The organism is Streptomyces sp. 840.1 (genome assembly GCF_003751445.1).
In the GTDB taxonomy this organism is placed as follows: domain Bacteria; phylum Actinomycetota; class Actinomycetes; order Streptomycetales; family Streptomycetaceae; genus Streptomyces.
Map to the genome: position 1 here is coordinate 175,832 of NZ_RJUU01000004.1, position 20,419 is coordinate 196,250.

At 68.3% G+C, this 20,419-nt stretch carries 17 protein-coding genes and 1 pseudogene; 8 read left to right on the forward strand and 10 right to left on the reverse strand.

What is annotated here, in order from left to right; all coding sequences use genetic code 11:
• Window positions 1-16: 16 nt before the first annotated feature.
• The 7 genes and pseudogenes from EDD93_RS39205 to metF form a co-directional block, all read right to left on the reverse strand.
• On the reverse strand, window positions 17-1,522 hold the full coding sequence (locus tag EDD93_RS39205) for an FAD-dependent monooxygenase (protein WP_260256167.1): 1,506 nt from the start codon (window positions 1,520-1,522) through the stop codon (window positions 17-19).
• A 444-nt stretch (window positions 1,523-1,966) separates the two neighbouring features.
• Window positions 1,967-2,368 carry a DUF6009 family protein gene (locus EDD93_RS39210; RefSeq protein WP_123531864.1) on the reverse strand — a complete coding sequence of 134 codons (402 nt, stop codon included), beginning with the start codon at window positions 2,366-2,368 and terminating at the stop codon, window positions 1,967-1,969.
• Window positions 2,365-3,879, reverse strand: a complete 1,515-nt coding sequence (locus tag EDD93_RS39215; RefSeq protein ID WP_123531866.1) for a phage/plasmid primase, P4 family — start codon at window positions 3,877-3,879, stop codon at window positions 2,365-2,367. Before EDD93_RS39215 ends, EDD93_RS39210 begins: the two co-directional genes overlap by 4 nt.
• On the reverse strand, window positions 3,876-4,988 hold the full coding sequence (locus EDD93_RS39220) for a bifunctional DNA primase/polymerase (RefSeq protein ID WP_123531924.1): 1,113 nt from the start codon (window positions 4,986-4,988) through the stop codon (window positions 3,876-3,878). Before EDD93_RS39220 ends, EDD93_RS39215 begins: the two co-directional genes overlap by 4 nt.
• Window positions 4,989-5,569: 581 nt before the next feature.
• Window positions 5,570-5,851 (reverse strand): annotated as a pseudogene (locus tag EDD93_RS39225) (MerR family transcriptional regulator); the annotation flags it as partial.
• A gap of 325 nt (window positions 5,852-6,176) precedes the next feature.
• Window positions 6,177-6,329 carry a hypothetical protein gene (locus EDD93_RS39855; RefSeq protein WP_185092676.1) on the reverse strand — a complete coding sequence of 51 codons (153 nt, stop codon included), beginning with the start codon at window positions 6,327-6,329 and terminating at the stop codon, window positions 6,177-6,179.
• A gap of 32 nt (window positions 6,330-6,361) precedes the next feature.
• Window positions 6,362-7,267, reverse strand: coding sequence for a methylenetetrahydrofolate reductase [NAD(P)H] (metF, locus tag EDD93_RS39230; protein ID WP_123531868.1), 906 nt, complete (start codon window positions 7,265-7,267; stop codon window positions 6,362-6,364).
• 3,393 nt (window positions 7,268-10,660) lie between these two features.
• Here metF and EDD93_RS39235 point away from each other — a divergent pair.
• The 8 genes from EDD93_RS39235 (at window position 10,661) to EDD93_RS39270 (ending at window position 18,031) form a co-directional block, all read left to right on the forward strand.
• A complete protein-coding gene (locus EDD93_RS39235; protein WP_123531869.1) occupies window positions 10,661-11,587 on the forward strand; it encodes a ParA family protein in 927 nt (308 codons plus the stop codon).
• On the forward strand, window positions 11,584-12,207 hold the full coding sequence (locus tag EDD93_RS39240; RefSeq protein ID WP_123531871.1) for a hypothetical protein: 624 nt from the start codon (window positions 11,584-11,586) through the stop codon (window positions 12,205-12,207). The genes EDD93_RS39235 and EDD93_RS39240 overlap by 4 nt, the downstream gene beginning before the upstream one ends.
• Window positions 12,208-12,930: 723 nt before the next feature.
• Window positions 12,931-14,016, forward strand: a complete 1,086-nt coding sequence (locus EDD93_RS39245) for a bifunctional DNA primase/polymerase (protein ID WP_398906693.1) — start codon at window positions 12,931-12,933, stop codon at window positions 14,014-14,016.
• Window positions 14,013-15,560 carry a phage/plasmid primase, P4 family gene (locus tag EDD93_RS39250; protein WP_123531873.1) on the forward strand — a complete coding sequence of 516 codons (1,548 nt, stop codon included), beginning with the start codon at window positions 14,013-14,015 and terminating at the stop codon, window positions 15,558-15,560. Before EDD93_RS39245 ends, EDD93_RS39250 begins: the two co-directional genes overlap by 4 nt.
• 151 nt (window positions 15,561-15,711) lie before the next feature.
• Window positions 15,712-16,101 carry a DUF6009 family protein gene (locus tag EDD93_RS39255; protein WP_123531875.1) on the forward strand — a complete coding sequence of 130 codons (390 nt, stop codon included), beginning with the start codon at window positions 15,712-15,714 and terminating at the stop codon, window positions 16,099-16,101.
• Between the two features lie 172 nt (window positions 16,102-16,273).
• Window positions 16,274-16,591, forward strand: coding sequence for a hypothetical protein (locus EDD93_RS39260; RefSeq protein WP_148083937.1), 318 nt, complete (start codon window positions 16,274-16,276; stop codon window positions 16,589-16,591).
• Between the two features lie 163 nt (window positions 16,592-16,754).
• Complete coding sequence (locus EDD93_RS39265; RefSeq protein ID WP_123531879.1) at window positions 16,755-17,339, forward strand: DoxX family protein; 585 nt, start codon at window positions 16,755-16,757, stop codon at window positions 17,337-17,339.
• Between the two features lie 191 nt (window positions 17,340-17,530).
• Window positions 17,531-18,031, forward strand: a complete 501-nt coding sequence (locus tag EDD93_RS39270; RefSeq protein ID WP_123531881.1) for a hypothetical protein — start codon at window positions 17,531-17,533, stop codon at window positions 18,029-18,031.
• A 639-nt stretch (window positions 18,032-18,670) separates the two neighbouring features.
• Here EDD93_RS39270 and EDD93_RS39280 read toward each other — a convergent pair.
• The 3 genes from EDD93_RS39280 to EDD93_RS39290 all read right to left on the reverse strand — a co-directional run bounded on the left by EDD93_RS39280 (window position 18,671) and on the right by EDD93_RS39290 (window position 20,288).
• On the reverse strand, window positions 18,671-18,952 hold the full coding sequence (locus EDD93_RS39280) for a hypothetical protein (RefSeq protein WP_260256168.1): 282 nt from the start codon (window positions 18,950-18,952) through the stop codon (window positions 18,671-18,673).
• Window positions 18,953-19,011: 59 nt separating this feature from the next.
• Complete coding sequence (locus tag EDD93_RS39285; protein ID WP_123531883.1) at window positions 19,012-19,218, reverse strand: hypothetical protein; 207 nt, start codon at window positions 19,216-19,218, stop codon at window positions 19,012-19,014.
• A gap of 149 nt (window positions 19,219-19,367) precedes the next feature.
• Window positions 19,368-20,288: a LysR family transcriptional regulator gene (locus EDD93_RS39290; RefSeq protein ID WP_123531885.1), complete on the reverse strand. Its 921-nt coding sequence runs from the start codon at window positions 20,286-20,288 to the stop codon at window positions 19,368-19,370.
• Between the last annotated feature and the right edge of the window lie 131 nt (window positions 20,289-20,419).

A 20,419-nucleotide genomic window follows, 5' to 3' on the forward strand; every position in this document is an offset into this window, starting at 1 on the left:
ATCCAAACGAAAGACCCTAGACCGGCACGCTCTCCAGGTCCGGGGCCGCCACCGGCCCCGGGTCCGCGTCCATCCCGAACAACGCCGCCAGTGCGTCGGCCAGTGGTCCGCCACCGTCCGACGCCCAGGCGACATACCCGTCGGGGCGCACGAGTACCGCCGAGAAGGGCACGGAGCGCGTCGGCAGGCAATGAGCCACACGCAGCGACTGCTCCCAGGCCCGCGCCGTGTCCGCGTAGCGCCTCCCTCCCTCGCCGAAGAGCAGCAGGAGGGGTTCACCGCCCTCCCCCAGCAGCCCGATCACGTCCGACGGGCCCTTGGCGGTGGTCAGTTCGACGTTGTGCAGAAAGGTTCCTTCCTGCGGAGACCGAAGGCGCGGGCTCATGGGAAGGACGGTGTCCTGGGCACTGATCATCCCGCTGAGGAAGGCGTTTCCCCTGCCTGACTCCAGGAGCCCGGTGAGCAGCGTCCGCAGCGAGTCCAGCTCGGTGCCGGGGCCCATCAGGGCGACCTGGGCACGGGTGTTGTCGATGACCTTCTGGGCAGCGGGCCGACGCTCCTGGCCGTAGGTGTCGAGGAGCCCGTCGGCCGCGGCGCCCCGCACCACGAGACCGAGTTTCCAGCTCAGGTTGAGGGCGTCCAGCACCCCGGTGCTCAGGCCCTGCCCGCCGATCGGGAAATGCACGTGCGCGGCGTCCCCGGCCAGGAAGAAACGTCCGGCACGGTACGTCCGGGCGAGCCGGGTGAAGTCGCTGAACCGGCTGAGCCAGCGGGGGGCGGTCATCGTGATCGGGTGTCCGACGATCCACGACACCTGACTGCTCAACTCGTCCAGAGTGAGCGGGACATGCCGGCTGGAAGAACCGTCTCCGCAGGCGAGCGTGTGGACGAGGGTGTGGCCGTCGGGGCCCTTCTTGGCTATCAGCCAGCCCCTGGGCGTGCGGTGCCAGCCCACGGGGATCGCCTGGTCGGCCGGGATACGGACCAGGCCCATCATCGCGGACATGGTCGGCGGGCTGACGTCGGAGGCGATTCCCGCCATCTCCCGGACTGTGCTGCGGGCCCCGTCCGCCCCCACCACGTAAGCGACGGCGAACGTCCTACGCCCCTGCGGGCTCTGCGCGGTGACCCGCACCCCGTCGCGGTCCTGCACCATCTCCGTCACCCGGTGTTCGCGCAGCACCCGCGCACCGTTGGACAGCGCCCGGCTCTCGAAGACCCGCTCGAGTTCAGCCTGAGGGCACTTCAGGATCGGGTCGGGCTCCGCCTCCGGGGCCGTGATGGACAGGCCCGGGATGCCGGCGAAGTGGAAGGGCATGGTGGCTGTCCGGCCGGAGGGCAGGGACGCCGGTGCGAAGAAGTAGCCACGCCGGGCCAGACACTGAACCGCTCTGGCGTGCAGGGTCGTGGCCTTGGGTCTCTCCGAGGTGGCGGCCTCGGATTCGAGGATCACCGTGTCGACACCCTGCGCGGCCAGCTGCGCCGCGACCAGCATGCCGACCGGGCCTCCCCCGACAACCATCACCTGTGCAGATATCCGGCCAGTCATCCTGGGCCTCCCCCTCTTTGCGCCCGGAGCGTCCCCACGCCCCTGGTCATCAACGGACCACATACGGAAACGCAGGAGAGGGCTTCGCCCCGTTCTTCTCGCGAACACCTCTCCGCCGAGAAATATACCGGTTGGACGGTTCTTTGCAACGGCCTTCCGCCTCAGGCCCGGAGCAGGAATCTCACCGGAGGAGACCGGTTCGGCTCATGAGGCGAGAAGAAACGGGACATACCCGATGGCGGAGGGGCGTTCGGAGCACCGACGAAGCAGCGTATCGGTCTGTTTCCTCGACGGGTTGGTTACTGAGCTCACCGGCCGGAACACCTGGAACACCTCGAACACAATGCCCGGACGCCCGTACCGGCCCGCAGACCTGCCCCGGGCCCGGGGGCCGAGGACGGGCCCAGACCCTGCCGGCTACAGCGGCAGGGTCTTGCCTGTTTCCTGCACCGCCAGAGAAGGGGGCCTGCCCTCGGAGCGGGCGGTCTTGCGCCCCTTGTGTCCTGGCATCAGCGTGCGCGGGTCCACGCCCTCGGCGGGCGCTCCGGTGGCGTACAGACCGTCAGGTGCGCTGTCACGGTCGTGCGGAAGCAGCCAGAAGACCCGGCGCCGGAACGTACCGGACGAACGCGACGGCTTGGCCTGCGGCCCCAGCAAGGTGTACCCGACCATGCGGCCGTCCCGGTGATAGGCGGGCTTCCCCCGGCGGGTCGGCAACCGGTCGAGGCTCTGTCGTACGTAGTCGAGATCACCGATGTCCTCGAGCCAGACGAAGTCGACTTCGTGGCTGATCTCGTCCTCTGCGATGAGGGCGCTCATGCTGTCTCCTGATCAGCGAACAGTCCAATGCCCGGGTAGTACTTCCGCTGGTTGGACAGGATCATCTCCTTGGGGGATGCCAGCCCGACCGCTTCACGAACCCTGGCCGCAAAAGCTCGGGACGAAACAGCCGGGGCACCCTCATTGTGACACCAGGACTTATAGGCCGCGTAGAGCGTGGCTTGTTCCACTCTCAGACCCCCGTCGACCCGACAGGATTCGCTGATGAAGCGCCCTGTGTGGTCCTCGGTCTCGGCGTAGGCGGTCGTGGCGATCCGGACCCGTTCGGGGCCGGTCAGGACCTTCTCACCGGTCAGGTACCGACGGGCGCCCTCGATGAGCCAGTTCAGGATGCCCGGCCCCTCCTCCGTGACGAGGATGTCCGCCAGGTTGTCGATCTTGCGGTCGTCGGAGACGACACGTTCGAACGGGATGAGCCGCATGCGCCGCCAGAACGCGAAGCCGCCGGTGCCGACCTCGGGGCGGTGGTTGCCCAGCAGCCAGAGCTTGTGCGTCGGCTCGAAACTGAAGAAGTCCTGCCTCATACGGCGCGCCTTGATGCGGTCACCACCGGTCAGCAGCTTGACCCTGGCCTCGTCGAACTTGTCCCCGGGCTTGACCTCGCTGCACACGATCACCCGCCGGCCATGCAGTTCGGCCAGGTCGGTGGGGTGCCCCTCGTAGGGGCGGGCCATCAGGAAGCCGGGCGGGGCAGCGTCGGCGTAGTCGCCGAGCAGCTTCATCAGGACGTCGAGCAGGACCGACTTGCCGTTCTTGCCGGAACCGAAGAGGAAGGGCATGACCTGGCCGCCGACATCTCCGGTGATGGAGTAGCCGAGCAGCAGGTGCAGAAAGTCGACCATCTCCGCGCCGTCGGCATCCTCACCGAAGGTGTCGGTGAGGAACCGGTGCCAGCGCGGCGTCGCCACGGACTGCGGCGCTGCACTGGTGGAACGGGAGTGGAAGTCCTTGTCCGGGTCGGGTTTCCGGATGAGCCCCGTGCGCAGATCGACGATGCCGGCCGGGGTGCACAGTGCGTACGGATCGGCGTCCAGCCGCGCGGCGTTGAGCACCATGCCGGGGGCGGCCTTGGCCTGCGTGAGCATCGCGTTCATACCGCTGGTGCTCAGGGCGCGGCTGCGGTGCCGGTGCAGCGCGGCGCCGGTGAACACGCCGCGCGGATCGGTGACGGCGATGCTCTCGGCCAGGTCTCCCGCGGCCCAGATCACCGTGTCGTCCTCGTCGATCTGCCAGCGGGTGCTGTCCCAGCGGTACCAGCCGAGGCCCGGTACGTGCCGGTAGTCGTTGGCGTACAGCTTGACGAACAGCTTGGCGTTGCCCCGGTCGGTGAGGGTGTCCGGCAGCAGCCCCGCCGCCGTCGCCTCACCGGCAGGGGCCTGGCCCGCCGCTGTTTCGCCTCCCTGCGCGGGCAGCGATACGGGGGCCTGCGCGAGGATCTGCGCGGCGACCGCCTGCGCGTCGAAAAGGGCGTTGTCGTCCCCGGAGATCACGCACGGCCTCCCAGGAACAGCGGGCGCAGCAGACCGGCGTCGAGGCCACTGCGGATGATGGCTCCGTAACGGCGGTCCTGACCGGGGCGGGCCTGCTCGGCCGCCGCTCTCAACGCCTGCTCTGCGGCGGCCTCCGAGAGGTGACCGCCGGCGACCAGTCCCCCGGCGGTGTACGCGGCCCGGTTGAGCTTCGCGGAGAAGGCGGCGCCTTCCGGGACAGCCGCACAGGCCGTCACTTCGCTCAGGACCCTGGAAAGGGCCCCTCCGGAGGCGTCGCGGCCTCCGCCCGCCGCGATGACAGCCTGACGCGCCCGGGGCGGAACAGGCCGCGGAGCGGGCACATGAGCGGGCGGAAGGTGCCCGGTGCGGGCGAGCTCCTGCGCCAGCCAGCTCGGAAGTGCCGCGGGCTCGCGGGTCGGACCGACCGCCGTGTAGGTCCCGGCGGTTGTGGTGGTACCCGGGACGACGATGTACCCGCCGTGGGCCCGGACATCGACCTGCCAGGCAAGGGCCCGGGGGCTGCTGGACCCGGTGGAGCACTGCCAGCGGTGGCTGCCGTGGGCGCGGTACCACACGTGGAGGCCTCCGGACGGTGTGCGTACGCGCAGGGTCGTTTCGTCGTCCGCCGGGCTCACCTCGCCCCGCAGAGCGGCCAGTACGCCCAGCGTGTGGAATCCGTTGGCCAGTCCGCTCAGGTCCACGCTGCGCGGAATCGGGATGCCCGGCAGCAGTCGGTCCCGGTCCGGAGGGGGCTGTCCGTGCGCGTCGATGTCGATGACGACGAGGTTGGCGGGTCCACAGGCGACCCCGACCCCGAGACCGGGACGGGCGGACCACCATTCCTCGATGCGGGCGAAGTCCAGGGTGGCCGCGTGGAAGCCATGGCACCAGCGCCCGGCCAGGAGACAGGCACACCCGGTGCGGACGTGGCCGGGCTGCCGGCACGCCTCGCAGTTCGCCGTCGGCGTCTTGCGTCCCGGAGCCAGCGGATGAACCGGCCAGCCCCGGCTCGCACACCATCTGGCGAGCGCGATACTCGGCGGCCCCGCTGCGGCCAAGGCCCCGGGCTGCCCTGAGTCGCTGCTTGAAACGTCCAGCTCATGAGCCATGCGCACCCCCATCAGCGACCAAAGCGACTCAACGACGAACATAGGTTATCGAAGCACCGGCGGCCGGGGGTCTCCGGGCAGGAAACGGGGTCATCGTGTCGGAGGACAGGGCCATCAGCCCGTCAAAGAAGCCATCAGCGACCGAAGCGTCCGAACACCAGCGACTCGGGGCGTTTCGGTCGCTGCTCCAGTAGCTCTAAAAATCTGCAGGTCAGAAGTCTGCAAGAACCAGAACAGCGACTGAAGCGACTCAACGCCTCTATATATAACGCACACGCACACACGCGAATGTCCTTATATACCCGCACCGTGGGTCGCTTCAGTCGCTTTCCCTCCAGTGAACCTGCCCTGACCTGGTGTTTTCTGAAAACTGAGCGAGCGACCAAGAAGTTCTTCGGTCGCTCTGCTTCGGTCGCTGGCGGCCTGGAGCCCAGCGACCGAAGCAGAGCGACCGGGCCTGACCATGGCCGACTGACACAGGGGACGCGTCTGCCGCTGGCGTCCAAGGGCGCGCAGCGGCTCGGGCATGGCGGCGCCGTGAAGAGGAGTCGCGTGGGTCAGTCCGGACCGCCGTTGCCGATTCAGGCGATGAGCAGGCGGAGGCCGAGGTCTGCCGTGTCCAGGTGGGCGAGGTCGCTGTTGCGCTCGGCCCACCGGCCGGAGTCGAGGTCGTCGCGGAGGCTTCGCAGCGCCCGCTGCCCGGTGCCGGGCCCGGCCCTCGTCCACACCGACATCGCGTGGCGGACGTGCTCCTCCAGGTACGCCCCCAGTCTGCGCCAGTACGCCTCGAACAGGCCGTCAACGCAGTCCCACGGGATGGGCACGGGTGCAGTGCGGGCGCCGATCGCGTCGGCCATCCCGCAAGTGAGGGAAAGCCGTCGAGGACATCTCCCGGTCGATGGCCGCCATCCTGACGTCAGCACGATCACGCCGCTCCAGCAGCAGGCCACGCAGTTTTGACGCAGGTGCGCGACCGCGTCGCTGGACGAGTCGCCGACCGGTTCCGCTCAGCCGTGGCGCCCCGGGTACGCGGTGCCGGAGACCCAACTCGGAGGCAGAGTCGCTTCGGTCGCTCCGCTTGTCCGCTTTCGGAACTCTGACGCACGAGCCCCGCCCCTGTCGAACAGGTTCGTCATGACCGTCAGCGGCGTTCCCCGCCCGGCCCGTGGCCCGGGTCCGGTTCAGGTGTCAGTCGATACCGCGTACGACGTGCGGTTCGGCGATGTCGTCCTCGTCGATGCCCGCGAGCCGCAGCGGTGGGATCGACCCCGGGGTGAAGTCCGCTGCCTCGTGAACGAATCCAAATCCGAACCCGATGTCCTGTTCCTTGATGTCCTGCACGTGGTCCTCCGTCTCAGCAGGTCGGTGAAGTGTCAGCCATGGAGCATCTCCACTCGCCGGACACTCCTCGAACCGGTCACGGCACGGTGGATCTCAAGCGCCGCCGTCGATCGGTTGAGCGTGATGTAGTGCAACCCCGGGGCACCTTCGGCCAGCAGCCGCTCGGCCATGGCAGTGGCGTACTCGACGCCGATGCGGTACCCCAGCGCCGGGTCCTCGCGGGCGGCGTTCAGACGGTGTGCCAGGTCCTCGGGGAACGCCGCGCCGCTCAGCTCGGCGAAGCGGCTGATCTGGCGGGCGTCGGTGGCCGGCATGATCTCCGGGATGATCGGGATGTCGCAGCCCGCTGCGGCCACCCGGTCACGCAACCGCAGGTAGTCCTCGACCTGGAAGAACATCTGAGTAAGGGCATAGTCGGCGCCTGCCCGGCACTTGGCGATGAAATGCCTGATGTCGCTCTCCCAGTCGGACGAGCGAGGATGCCGTTCGGGAAAGGCCGCCACCCCGATGCTGAAGTCGCCGAGCTCCCGGACGAGCGAGACCAGTTCATGGGCGTACCGGAACCCCTCGGGGTGCGGGATCCACGGTGCGTTCGGATCGCCGGGCGGGTCCCCGCGCAGGACGAGGACGTCACGTACGCCGGCGTCGGCGTACTGGCCGATGATGTGGCGCAACTCTGCCACCGAGTGGCCGACCGCGGTGAGATGGGCGACCGGGCGCATCGTCGTCTCCGCGACGATCCGCTTGGTCACCTCGATGGTGCGCTCTCGCGAGGAGCCGCCCGCCCCGTACGTGACGGAGACGAAGTCCGGTGCGAGGCGCTCGACCTGGCGGATCGCCTGCCACAGGGCGCGCATCCCGGCCGGGGTCCCCGCCGGGAAGAACTCGAAGGAGAACGAGGCGGCGGGCCGGACGAGGATCTCACGCAGCGTCGTCATGTCGGCCCCTGACCTCGATGGTTCCGGTCACCGCCATACGCACGGGGACTCCTTCGATTGCTCGGATCCTCCACCATGCGGCCCCGCGCACGAGGATCCTTCGCGCAACGCTGGAATGCCCGTGGAGGGGCCACGGCCCCTCCACGGCCCCTGCGCCGCCGTTCCTCCTCCGGACCCCGGGCAGCTATCTCGGCGGGACGTGCCCGCGCACCAGGTGGACACGTGGCTGACCGGCTTCTGTGAGAGCCGTTCTCCCGTAAGCCGCCGTCGCGCGAGAATCGGGTTTTACGGGCTCAGGCGGCCCCTTACGGCCCCCGGCCCGGCGAACGCCCTCTCCCGCAGGTCCCAGCCCCGGGCCGGAGCTCCCCTCCCCCACCGGTCCATGGCGCTCCTTGCCGAACCGGCCTTCTCCCCGCGCAGGGGTACACACCCCGCCGCCGGGAGGTGCCTCGGCCGTCACAACCTGCGGCGCCCCGACAGCTCCCCATCGCTGGCGGTCCGAGGGAGGTGGCCGCTGTTTGAGGATCGGCCCAGGCCCCCTGCCGGGTGGTGCGGCCCCTGGACACGAAGGGCCCCCGCGACTCCGCACAGGTACCGGCCTGGGCTGGGCCGTGCTGCCCGGGTTCCTGCTGTCGCCCGACTCCCCCGCGCCGGATCAGCCGTTGTGCTCGCAGCGGGATCCGGCCGAAAGCGTCTCGTCGCCGGCAGTGCGGAGGCGGAGCCCCAGGCCGCGCTCGCGGTTCGCCGGCGGGTGGTCGCGGCGTAGCCAGCAACTACGAGAGGCACGGCGCGCGGGCCGTCTGTCGGCTGCCGCCCGGTCAGTGGTCGGCAACACCGTTGCACGTCGAATCCAGGTGCGAGATCGACTGGCCTCTCCCCTGGTGTACGGCACGTTCCTCGGTGAGAAGCCCCGTAGGCCTCTGCCCGACGAGCACCGGGTCGGACCCCAGTAGATGCGCCTAGAGCCCCGGGGTGGATCCGAATCCCACGGGCAGGCGTCCTTGTCGCGCGGGCTACAGACAACTTCACAGGCAGAGCTCCAGACGAACCGGGGCATCGCCGGAACATATGGGAGCCATTCTCGTGGTTCGTCGTATCGACGCTCCGGAAGTGCCGATACGGCGAACCGGGTCGCATGCTCGGACTCCAAAGGGAGAGCACCCCCCAGAGGCGGACGGAGGCGTTCCGGTCCCTTGGCGGCGACAGGACCAGAGGCTCTGATCCTGTACCAGAAGGACAGGTGATCAGGAATATTCGGCCCGGAACGTGCTGTGAGTGACTCTCAAGAGCTCTCCACGCCGTGTTACCTCAACAGGCCGAACAGCAGAGAGACGGCACCACACACGTGCCCTGCGCTGGGCTGGCTGCGAGCGATCCGTAACGAACCATCCTCTGCCGGCCTACGCTCTCTTCCCACATAGACGCCATCAGCTACCTCGTTCCTGGGCAGGCAAAGTGGCCACTCGCCGACACCACACCCCGCACCAGGCTCACTCCGTTGAAGCTCAGCCATACGGCTGGGATCCTCCCCCGGCGACGCCCACCCCCTTGAGCTAACAGAAGAAGTTCGCTCGCATCGCAGCCATCTGGCACCCGGGTCACAGAGGCCGAGATGGGACGTAGGCGCACACCTCACGCCTCTCATGATCACCAAACGGTATTGCTACTTCCAGCACGTCAGCACCCGCTGGAAGTAGCAATAATCGGCACAGACCATCTGCTGGCTGCCGCCTTCCGGCCCCTGCAAGAGGTCCCGACAGTTCTCCTTCCGGAAAGATCGAGAGCAGCAGCCACCCACCATCTGCTTCGCCAAAACGGGATCAGAAGGTTGTAGAGCAAGGAGGAATCATCACGCTAGTATGCAGAGAAGAAACGCTAAAAAAAGCCTCTGACCTGGGCAAACAAACAACACTGCAAACATTGATGCAAGCTTGTCGACACATAGGAGTTGAGGCATGAAGAGCGGCCTGAGCTCTAGCTTTGACAGGAGCGAGCACCAAGGGTTTCGTAGTCATGCATCTGTAGGTAGCTCCCCCTACCTGGATCAACGCATTCTGGAGGGCCTTCACTCTCGCGTGCCTGATCACCTGCATCCACGCGGACAAAGCAGCCTGTTTGCGAGCTGGTCCACAGGCGGGTGCGCATGCGATGAGGCGGGTCACTCCGCTGGCGCGATGACCAATTTCCCTGCCCGCAGATTCGTAAGCAGACGTGCAGGCCTGCCCATTCATACACAGAGTGGTCTGCAGAGTTGCAGGTGTGCCTGCCCGTTTCCCTGCAGCTGTGCACATGGAACCGAGGGTTGGCCCAGTAGCCAGATACGCGGTGCGTGGGAAGGCAGGAGCGCAGGCACAGCCCCAAGCGAGCGCGCCTATCTGCCTGCCCACACGAAGACAGGCAGATAGGCGGATGCGTTGGGCAGCGGGTTCTCATGTGGCCCTGGCAAGAGGCATTCATGTCGGTAAGAACGCCTGTTTGTCATCAGGCCTGCCTGATGACTGCGATGCCCGGTACCAGGTGTGCCCGTCCACTGGCCCGTCAGATCGCCTGCTTGTTTGCTCGGCGGCGGGTGTGTGGGTCCGACCTAAAGCCTGCATGCACATACCGTCGCCTGCCTCTTCGCAAGTGCAACAGTAGGCAGGCGTCGCTGTAGACGTGCGTGCGTCTTTGCCTACCGGACGACCGACCTGGTTCTGTGTGCGCAGCCCCATTGACAGGGGAGTCCGTCACGAAGATTGCTCGCGTGTTGGCAGTGCGGTTACCCGGCATGCGGGAAGACCAGCCAGGGTGCCCACCAGCGTGTGTCTTTGCCTGTCCGCTCGTAGACAACTGGGCCCATAAGCAGGCCTGGAGACCACTTGGCGTGCAAACGTGCACCCAAGCACGCAACCAGGTGTACAGGTCGGTGGTGAAGCCGGCCGACCCCTGGCGTGCCAAACGAACCGCCAGGTCTGCCCGTACGTGTGCCGGGATGCTGATTTGTTCGTGTGTCGGGCAGCTAAGACGTTGATCTTCGTGGTAACTTGTGCTCCTCCCGTTCACACAACTTTTCTGGAGGTAACTGTCCGCATGAAGGCGTCTCTTGGCCTCTTCGCCGGGCAGTCAACTAGCCAAGCTGCGAAGTGAAACGCGTGAAGACCAGCAGTGGTAGCAACCTTGAAGCACGTAGCTGCACTTATTGCGCTGCCAACCCAAGGTATGCCGATGAGCTGGGACAACGTGGCCGGATAGCCGATCTGGCGCCCCGATCGGCAGGTTCAGGGCCCTACCTGACACCCTTCAGGGCTGCTCCGGAGCGCAGAATCGTTCTGAGCGAAGTCTTGACCATCAGTACCAGAGCAAAAGGGGCGTTTCACACCCCGATTGCGGGCCCTAACAAGAGTGAGAGGATCCATGGCCAGTCCCTTCGAAGCGCCTGCCACTGACACGCAGCTCGCCGGCATCCCCTGGGAGTCGCTGTCGCACATCTTCATGTTCGGCAACGGCAAGGGAGGCGTGGGTAAGTCCTCCGTCTCCGCGAATGCTGCGGGCAAGGCCGCTCGCAGCGGACTGCGCACGCTCATCATCGACTGCAACGCTCAGGGCAACATCGCGCGCGAGCTCGGGTACAAGCGGGCCGATTGGAACGATGGGGGAGCGGGGCTCATCGAGGCGCTGCGTACCGGCGCGCCCCTGACTCCGGTCGAGAACGTGCGGGAGAACCTCGACGTCGTCCTGGGCGGCCCAGCGCTCGGCGACGAGTTCGGCATCTTCTTCCACACGCTTCTGGCCAAGGAAGGCCCGCACGCGTATCTGCGGCTTCTGATGTGTCTGCTGCCGATCGCGCACCGGTACCAGATCATCATTCTCGACACCCCGCCGGAGAACCCTTCGCTCCAGCGCCTCGCCCTCTCCGCCGCCCGGTGGCTGGTCATCCCGGTCAAGAGCGACGGTGGCGCTGAGGACGGTCTCGCGCAGATCGGCCTGGAGTTCTCCTACGTCAAGTTCGTCAGCCACATCAATCCGCACATCGCACTGCTCGGCGTACTGCTGTTCGACACCGGACGGAACTACAGCAGCATCCACGCCGACGTGCGACGCCAGGTGCAGAAGGTGCTGGGCGAGGAAGCCCACATGTTCAAGCACCTCATCGGCCACACCGAGTCGGTGGCTCGGCTGGTACGGAAACGAGGCCTTCTCGTACACGAGTTGGCGGATCAGCGTGTGGCAGGCGATCGCTCGGTCCCCGAGACCGTGGTGGGGCTCGACTCGGACTACGAAGGATTCACCGAAGAGATGTTCGCCAGGGCTCTGGAGCTCAGGAAGGATGCCGCGGCATGACACCGCCGAAGAACAAGAAGACCTCCGACCAGGACGATGAGCAGAGCATGTCCGACGAAGGTGTCGGCAACCTGTTCACCGGTGGGGCAGCCGCTCCGTCCGGCGCGCTCGCCGGCTGGGCGGCAGCCCCGAGCCCCGCGACGCAGGCCGTACCGGCCGCCCAGCCGGGGGTGGCCGTCCCGCGGCCTCCTGTGGTGCCACGGCCCACCCAGGAGCTCGTCGAGGAGCCCGCATCGCCGGTCTCCGATGCCGACACGGCCAAGCCTGTCGGGTTCTACGTGTCGACGAACGTGGCCAACCGCTTCCGCAAGCTGCGCAAGCAGAGCGACCTGACCCATACGCAGATCGTGTTCCTCGCTGTGGAGGACGCCGTCGAGAAGGGGCTGACGCAGGTCGTCGAGGAGGCACGGCGGGCGCCCAAGTTCCAGTCCAAGCTCTTCGCCGTGGCGACGAACAACTCGGACCTGCGGGGCCTCGGTCCGGTGCAGCTGCAGTACAAGCCGACGAGGGCTCAGCGTGCCGTCATCGACGGTCTGGTGACCGAGGCCGGGCTTCCTGACCACACCAAGTTCCTGGCGGTTGTCCTCGACCAGTATCTCCCCGGGCGCAGAGACGCCTGAGAAGGCCCTCCGCCGTCCAGCTGTGCGCCGCAACCCGGGTCCTCCGGGTTGCGGCGCACAGCTGCGTCCTGGCCCCTTCAGGCGGGCTCACAGCGGGTGCCCGGGGGAGTACCTCTCCGGCCGGCCCCTGGGCAGCCTCCCGGTCCCTCCGGGAACGGCCGAGCCTCACTCGAAGGGGCCCCGAGTCCCGGTACAAGGCATCGCGGGGCTGAACGGGACCGGACGCTCCCACCCCGTTCAGCCCCGCAGTTCAGGCCCGCACAAAAGTGCAGGTCAGAGCGTTTTCCTGAAGAACTACGGGACTGACGGGGCTGGACCTCGTAGTTATCAGCTGTGTAAGAAAATATAGGAACACGCGTACGCACGCGCATGACATCTTTTTTCTCTGTAGCTGATAACTACGAGGTCCAGCCCCGTCAGTCCCGTTGCTTTGCGGGATACTTCTCTGACCTGCACTTTTACTGAACGGGACTGAAGCGTTCAGCCCCTCACGGGACTGAACGAAATGCGAGGCACCGACCCCCCGGGCAAAGGCACGGGACTGACGGGACTCATTTTTCGCGACACGCGGTTCTCCCTCCCCTGCACCCCTCCGGGGTGGGCTACGCTCTGTCTCGGCTGACTCGAAAGCTCAGTCCCTTCAGTCCCGTAGTCCCGTCGGCGCGGGGGTTTGTGAAGGCGAGGGACAAGACCGCACGCGAAGAGCCCGACAAGGACCAAAAGTTGCCCGACCACGCCTCGGCCACCCCGCCGGCTGCCTCGCGGCCGGCGGACGGGCACACGATCGCGCGCTGGTGCGCCCGAGCCGGCTGGCCGGTACACCCGCTCGCCCCGGCACAGAAGACGCCGCCCGCCAACTGCGCCGACTGCAAAGGGCACCACGCCCCGGCAACCTGCCCGTGCAGAAACGCGGGCCGCTGGTGCCACGGCTTCCACGCGGCAACCACGGATCCCGGGCTCATCGACGCCTGGTGGAGCGCGCAGCCCCGCTTCGGGGTGGGCGTTTCGTGCGGCCCCGCCGACCTGGTGATCCTGGACGTCGACGCCCACGCGGCCCAAGTGCCCGAGAGAGCCCGTCTGCTGCCGGGCATCCCGATCGGTCCCCAGGTGGACCTGGCGGGCCTTGCCACGGGCTTCGACACGCTGGCGCTGCTCGCCGCCCTTCGCGGCCAGCAGGACCCGGCGGCCGACGAGACCACACTGCGCGTGCGGACCCCGTCCGGCGGACTGCACATCTGGTACCGCAACCCGCACCCGGCGACCCGCTACCGCTCGTCCACCGGCTCCAGCCCGCGGACGGCCCTGGCCTGGCAGGTCGACATCCGCGCGGACAACGGCTACATCGTGGCCCCCGGCGTCAGAACCACCGCAGGCGACTACGCCCCCGTGAGCGATGCCCGGGAACCGGCCCCGCTGCCCGCCTGGCTGGCGGCCGAGCTGAAGCGCACAGGGCACGTCCCAGGCGCCGTCAGCCCCTCCCTCACGCCATCAGGAGCCCCGGCCCCCATGCGCCGCTCGCGGCCCGCCACAAGGGCAGCAGAACGCCTCCTGGAGCCGTTGCTCGCGGAAGTCACCGCCTGCCGAACCGTCAGCGAAGGAGCGAGCTTCACCGAGAAACTCAACCGGGCCGCCTACACCGCAGGTGGCCTTGTCGAAGGCGGCCACCTGTCCGGGGCCGATGCGCGCAGCCTGCTTGCGGAGACTGCCCGTACCGCCCGACCGCACCAGGAACGCCGCAATCTCATGGTCATCGAATCCGCTCTGTCCGCCGGCGCCCAGCGCCCGCTCCACCCGCGAGGAAGCTCATGAGCGTCGAGCCCGTACGCTTCGATGCCGAAGCCGCAGCCAGGCAGATTCATCAGCAGAGCCTCGATCTCGATCTGGACCTGCCGCAGCCCACCCTCCCCGCCCAGCAGAACGAGGCACCCGCCCAGCACCCCGCAGAGCCCACCTGGCTACTGCCGACCGCCCTCACCGACCGAGGCAACGCGAAGCTGTTCGCGCGCCTGTACCGGGACCGGTTCCGGTACGTCATCGGGATGGGCTGGCACTCCTGGGACACGTACCGGTGGAAACTCACCGGCGGCGAGGAGGCCGCTGTCTGGGCTGCGGGAGAGATGGCCGAGCAGTACGCCGACCACGACCCGACCGGCCGTTTCATGGACCGTCAGCTTGCCGCACACCGCCGCCACTCGGAGTCGACCGCCGGAGTCAAGGCCCTCCTGTTCCAGGCGCAGGCAGCACCGAGCCTGCGCCTGAACCCCGACGTCCTCGACGGCGACATGTACGCCCTGTGCACCCCCTCCGGAGTGGTGGACCTGCGCACCGGACTGCTGCGCAAGCCCAACCCGCTCACCGACATGCACTCGCGCGCCACCACCGTCGCCCCGCTCAAGACGCCGGTCCCGAGGTGGGACAGCTTTCTGCGCGACACCTTCGGCGACGACGACCAGGGCCTGGAGACCACGCGCTTCCTGCACCTGCTGCTCGGCTACTCCATCACCGGCGACGTCGGCGCCCAGGTCCTGCCGTTCCTGTACGGCTCCGGCGCCAACGGCAAGTCCGTCCTCCTGGAGGTCATGACCCAGATCCTGGGGGACTACGCGAACGCCGCCCCGCCCGGATTCCTCATGGAGAAGGGCAAGTTCACCGAACACTCCACCGAGCTGACCGAACTGCACGGCCGGCGCATCGTGGTGTGCAGCGAGCTCAAGCCCAACGACAAGTTCAACGAGGCTCGCGTCAAGCTCCTCACCGGCGGCGACACCATCACCGCCCGCCGCATGCGGCAGAACTTCTTCACCTTCACGCCCACCCACAAACTGTGGCTGCTCGGCAACCACCGCCCGGAGGTCGGCACGGGCGGGCACGCGTTCTGGCGCCGCATGCGCATCATCCCCTTCGAACGGCGTGTTCCCGACGAGCGCAAGATCGACAACCTCGCCGCCGAACTCGTCGCCGACGAGGGCCCCGGCATTCTGCAGTGGCTCATCGAAGGCGCCCAGCGCTACCTGGCCACCCGGGACCCGCTCACCGGTCCCGCATCCGTACGGGTCGCGACAGCCGCGTACGAGACCACCGAGGACCACATCGGGCGCTTCCTCACCGAACGCTGCACCAAGGGCGAGAAAGACCGCGACCTGCGCGTCGAACAGAAGCTGCTGTACGAGGCCTACGGCCGATGGTGTTCGGACGAGGGCATCCGCTCCTCCACGCCGCGCGCCTTCGCCGGCCGCATCCGCCAGGAACTGGGTCTGGCCTCACCCGCCGAAATGATCAAGAATAACGCGACCAAGCTCTACCCGGGTCTCGCGCTGCTCCCCGACGGCGCTTATGGAGGGGGCGCTCGATGACAGCAGCGTCATGCGCCCTGCCTGCCCCTGCCGGGCGACCGTACGATAGGGGCGGTTGCCCCGGACGGTTCCGCACCGCCGGACCGGGCACGAGCACTTTGAACGACACACCGCCAGGCCGACCCGCGGCCACCCACACGCAGGAGGGCCGATGAGCGCGCTGCCCCAGGAAGGCGATGTTGCCCAGGAAGTCGAGATCGTGTGGCTCGAGGATCCGAAGGGCCTCGACTACGTACGTCAGGCCCTGGACAAGGTCAACACGCGCAAGGGCAAGCCACGGTACGAGCGTGACGGCCGTCTCATCGGCTACACGAACCTCGCCCCGAAGGCGCCCCGAAGCGCGGACAGCGGACTGTTCGCCCGCCGTACGTTCTACCTGCTGCCGCACGACCGCCCCAACCGGCCCGACGACCCCGAGTGCCCCTACAAGGTCGGCTCGCCCCTCGAGGCGGTCGACCCGCGTACGGTCGCGCCGGGCGAGGTGGGGGAGAAGACCAGCCGATCGCAGGGCACTGCGGAGATAGTCCCGGCCGGCTCCTGAGCCGCCGCGTACATCCGGAGGTGTCCCCGCGACCGGTACGGCGGATCACGGAGACACTCCGGGAAGAGCGTTGCCAGGGCTGTACCGGCGCTGGATCGGCACTCGACCCCCGTGTGACACGGTCGGGGAGCGGTGCCCGCGGTGGTGCGCCGCGGGGACGGGAGGTCCTGGAATGGACGCAACACCACATGACTCCGTGTGCGGAGCCCTGTCCCGGCTGCTGAGCACGCAGGCCGTCCAGGAGCGCAACAAGGCCCTGGCCCGAGCCCTGCTCGCCGCCGGCCACCACGGGGCGCGCTACGAGTCGCTGGTCGCGGAGAACGACCGGGTGACCGCCCGCATCACGCTCCCTGACGGCCCCGTCGCACGTGGCCTGATTGCGGAGTTCCGCTTCGACGCGCAGGGCGAGGTCAGCGAGTACCGCGACTTCCTGGTACCGGCCGGGTCGAGGCCCACCGCCGTCCCCGCCGCGTCGGCCCCGGCTGCCTGAACCGCGCACGCGTGGGGCGGCCGACGCCGCCATCGGATTCCTTATGAAAGCCCGAGGCCAATAAGGGCGCCCACGCGCGCGGGCATGCCCGCATGTACCGTTCCTGGAAGCCGATGCCGTATGGCCACGTATGCCGCTTGTTTCGACGGGCAGACGAAGACGCATGGCTGTACTGAGAAGAATCGCCCGCCCGCTGCTGGCCACCCCGTTCATCGCCGAGGCGGAGCACGCGCTGCGCAGCCCACGCCCCCTCGCGACCGGCACTGCCCTCCGAGCGCAGCAGCTCGGCGTCACCGTTGACGACCCGCTGACACTGGTCCGGCTCAACGCCGCAGTCCAGATCGTCGCGGGCGGAGCGCTCGCGCTGGGCCGCTTCCCTCGATCCGCCTCACTCGTCCTGGCCGCGAGCCTCGTGCCGACCACCCTGGCCGAGCATGCGTGGTGGAAGGAGAAGGACCCGGAACTGCGTAAGGACCAACAGTTCCACTTCGCCCGGCGCGTCGGCCTGTTCGGCGCGCTACTGCTCGCCGCTGCCGATGCCCACGGCAAACCGTCGGCGGCCTACCGCGCTCGTACAGCGGCGCACGCCAGCCGGAAGAAGGCCCACAGAGCCACGGCCAAGGCAGGCGGACAGTTGCAATCGGCGATCGAAACGGTGGGCGCGAGCGCGTCCGATGCCGCCGGCGGCGCCGGCCGGGCAGTGAGCTCCGCCGCCGAGTCCGCACGCGCGATGCTGCCCGGCCAGTAGGAGGCGTGACGGGCGGGAGAGGTACCTCACGGGTCGGTCTTCCGCTCGCCCCGTCTGATCTGCGTATTGACGGGCAGGAGAGGCTACGCCGCAGTGGCGGGTCGCCCGACCCGCCCCGGCGGCGACCCGGACAGGTACGTCAACCGAACGGGCCGGTGAACCGAAGCGACGCCGACGGAAGGTCACTATCTATGTCTCCTGTGACGGAGCAATGGGCCGATGTACTCACAACCCACTTCGCGCTCGGTGAAGAACTCCCTGCCGTACGGGCAGCGGCGGTCTACTCGGCCGAATCGGGATTCTTCGCCGTGGCCGGCCGCGACGGCGAGAACGGCCGACCGCACTTCGCCCCCGCCGGTGGGACCGGTGCACAACCGGGCTCAGACGCTTTCGACCCCTCCCGCCTCGAAGCCCTGTGGACGGCCGGCGAAGAGAACGCACCTCCTCCGCTCCTCCGCCTCGGCGAGGTCGTGTGGCGCCGTGAAAGCCTGGAGCAGGTCACGGATGCGGTGACCGGTACCGAACTCGACCTGGTGCTGCTTCGTGAGGGGAACCGAAGCATGTGGGTGGTACGGACCCGGCAGGGCATCTGCATCTTCGCGCTGGTCGACGGGACCAACGAGGGCCACGTGGCCGAAGCCCGCTCATTCGCTCTCGACTTCGACTCCTTCCTGGTCGGCCAGGGGTACTGATTCCGGAGATGGGCCCGGTTGTCGCACTGAGCCTCTTCCATCTTGGTCAGGCGGCGAGTTCGAGGGTGACGACGGCTATGATCCGGGCGGTGCTGCGACGGACCAGCCCGGCCGGAAGCGGCATTACGGCTCGGACATGACAGGCCACCGCGCCGCATCGGCCGGCGCCACGTCAGCCGGACCAGGGTGAGCGTCGCCGCCAGGAACAGAACCTGCGTGACGGTGCGGGGGAGCAGCTGGTCCCACCACGAAAGGCCCGGCTCGGAGAGCGCCCACGCCACGTTGGCGGGGAACACGGCTACGAGGAGAGCGCTCAGCCCGAGCCCCGCCCAGGGAACGAGACGCGGAGCCAACACGCCCAGCGCCACCGCCGAGTTCGAGCACACCGCTTGCCGTGACGAGCAGTTCCGGGCGGGGCAGCCCGCTCGGCACCATGACGATGAGCTCGGCGCGCATGCCGGCGAAGTGGACGGTTCCCGTCAGCAGGAACATCGCGCAGAGCCCCGCGCGCAGGGCGAGTTCGAGGCTCCGGGCGCGGCGGAGCCACAGGGCGTTCACCGCAAAGGTGAAGCCGGCCACGACGACCAGGGTGATCAGGGGTTCCATGGTGCTCCTCCCGGCATGAGTGGCGGCGACGCGTCACAGCATTGACTGCGAACGCCGTACGGTCTCGGCGTCGATCTCCTGGATCTGTACGGCGTGCAGGCTGATCATGATCAGCAGGGCGATCAGGGACCGTCCGGAGACCGCCGCCCTGATCCGCTCGGCGCCCGCGTCGGCCCCCTGCGGCGGCACGCGGAAGTGCTGGTGACGTCCGGCGTGAGCGGTGATGAACTCCCAGATGTCGCGATGGCACAGCAGATCGACGGAGGAGACCCGGGCGGCCTGCTTCAGCAGCTTGCTGTGCTCCCCGTCGACCACCGCGGCCTCTCCCGTGCTGCGTCAGGCCTGGTGAGCTCTTGCACTGCGTCCGGCCGGTTTCAGCGGAAGCGCCAGTCGGTGAAGACCTGTTCGGCGTCGGCTTCGACGACGTCCCGCAGGTCTTCGTCATCGTCCGGGGCATCCAGACCGAGGGCAGTAAGGACGTGCCGGTAGTACTGGTAGGCGAAGAGCAGGTCCCCCGCTGCCAGCAGGGAGGTCAGGAGCGGCTCGTCACCGGCCGTGGACCGGTCGACCTGGACCGGCACCTGGGCGCGTTCGTTGCTGCTGAGGGAAGGGAGCGCGGAGCCGAGCTGGTGCTCCAGTCGCTACCAGCTGGTCGTGGTCCGCCACCAGCGCGGCGTCGTACTGCTCCACGGCCCAACGCCGCACCACGCAGGGGAGCAGGAACCAGTTGCTAGTGCTGGGTCGGCTCCGGCAGTTCGGAGGTGACGGCGCGGATGGCGTTCCGGAGCCAGCGCTGCCCCAGGTCGCCGTCGAGCCGGGGGTGCCAGGCCATCAGGTAGCCCAGTGGGCGGATTTCCTCGGGAGCGGGCAGGATTCGGATGCCGGGATCCGGGCGTTGCTCCGCGAGTAGCCGCGCGGGCAGTGTGAGGATCAGCCGGGTGCCCGGGACCGAGCGCAGGGCCAGCGAATGGTAGGGGACGGTCAGCCCGGCCCGGCGGTGCTCTCCGAGGTCTTCCAGGCGTTGCTCGATCGCGGTCTGCCGCTCGCCGATGGTGCCGACGATGACATGGGTGGCGCCCAAGTACTCCTCCAGGGCGATCGCCGGACGTTCGGCGAGCGGGTGGTCGGCGGAGAGTACGCAGACGAACCGGTCCTCGAGGAGAAGTTCGGTGCGCAGGGCGGGGAGTGGCGTTGATCTGGCGAAGAACACCAGGTCGACGACCCCCCGGTCGAGGTCCTCGTAGATGGCGTCGTGCCAGGTGCGGAAGTGCAGCGTGGAGCGCGGCGACTCCCGGAACACACGCTGGAAGACCGCGGGCGCGAACACCTGGGTGAAGTCGGTCCCCGCGACCCGAAAGGTCTCGGCGGCCTCGGCGGGGTCGAACCCTTCCGGGGCGAACAGGCTCTCCAGCCGCGGCAGGACTGCCCGCAGCTGACGCTGGAGGCGCTCGGCGCGCGGGGTGAGGCGGTACCCGCCCGGCGTGCGCACCAGCAGCTCGTCGCCGAGGGTGTCCCGCAGCCGCTGCAGGGCCCTGCTCATCGCAGGCTGGCTCATTCCGGCGACTTCGGCGGCGCGCGAGACATGCCGCTCCTCCAGCAGCGCGGCCAGCGGAGCCAGCAGATTGAGGTCGACCCGTTCGATATGCGTCATGTGAATAATCTATATCCTGACGATGCATTGGACAAATAGTTGCAGGCGGCGGAGGGTTGATCCAGTCGCCGGGCGGACCGCCCGCGAACCACACGGTGCCAGGCGTCCGTCCGGACGCCGGATCAGGAGCA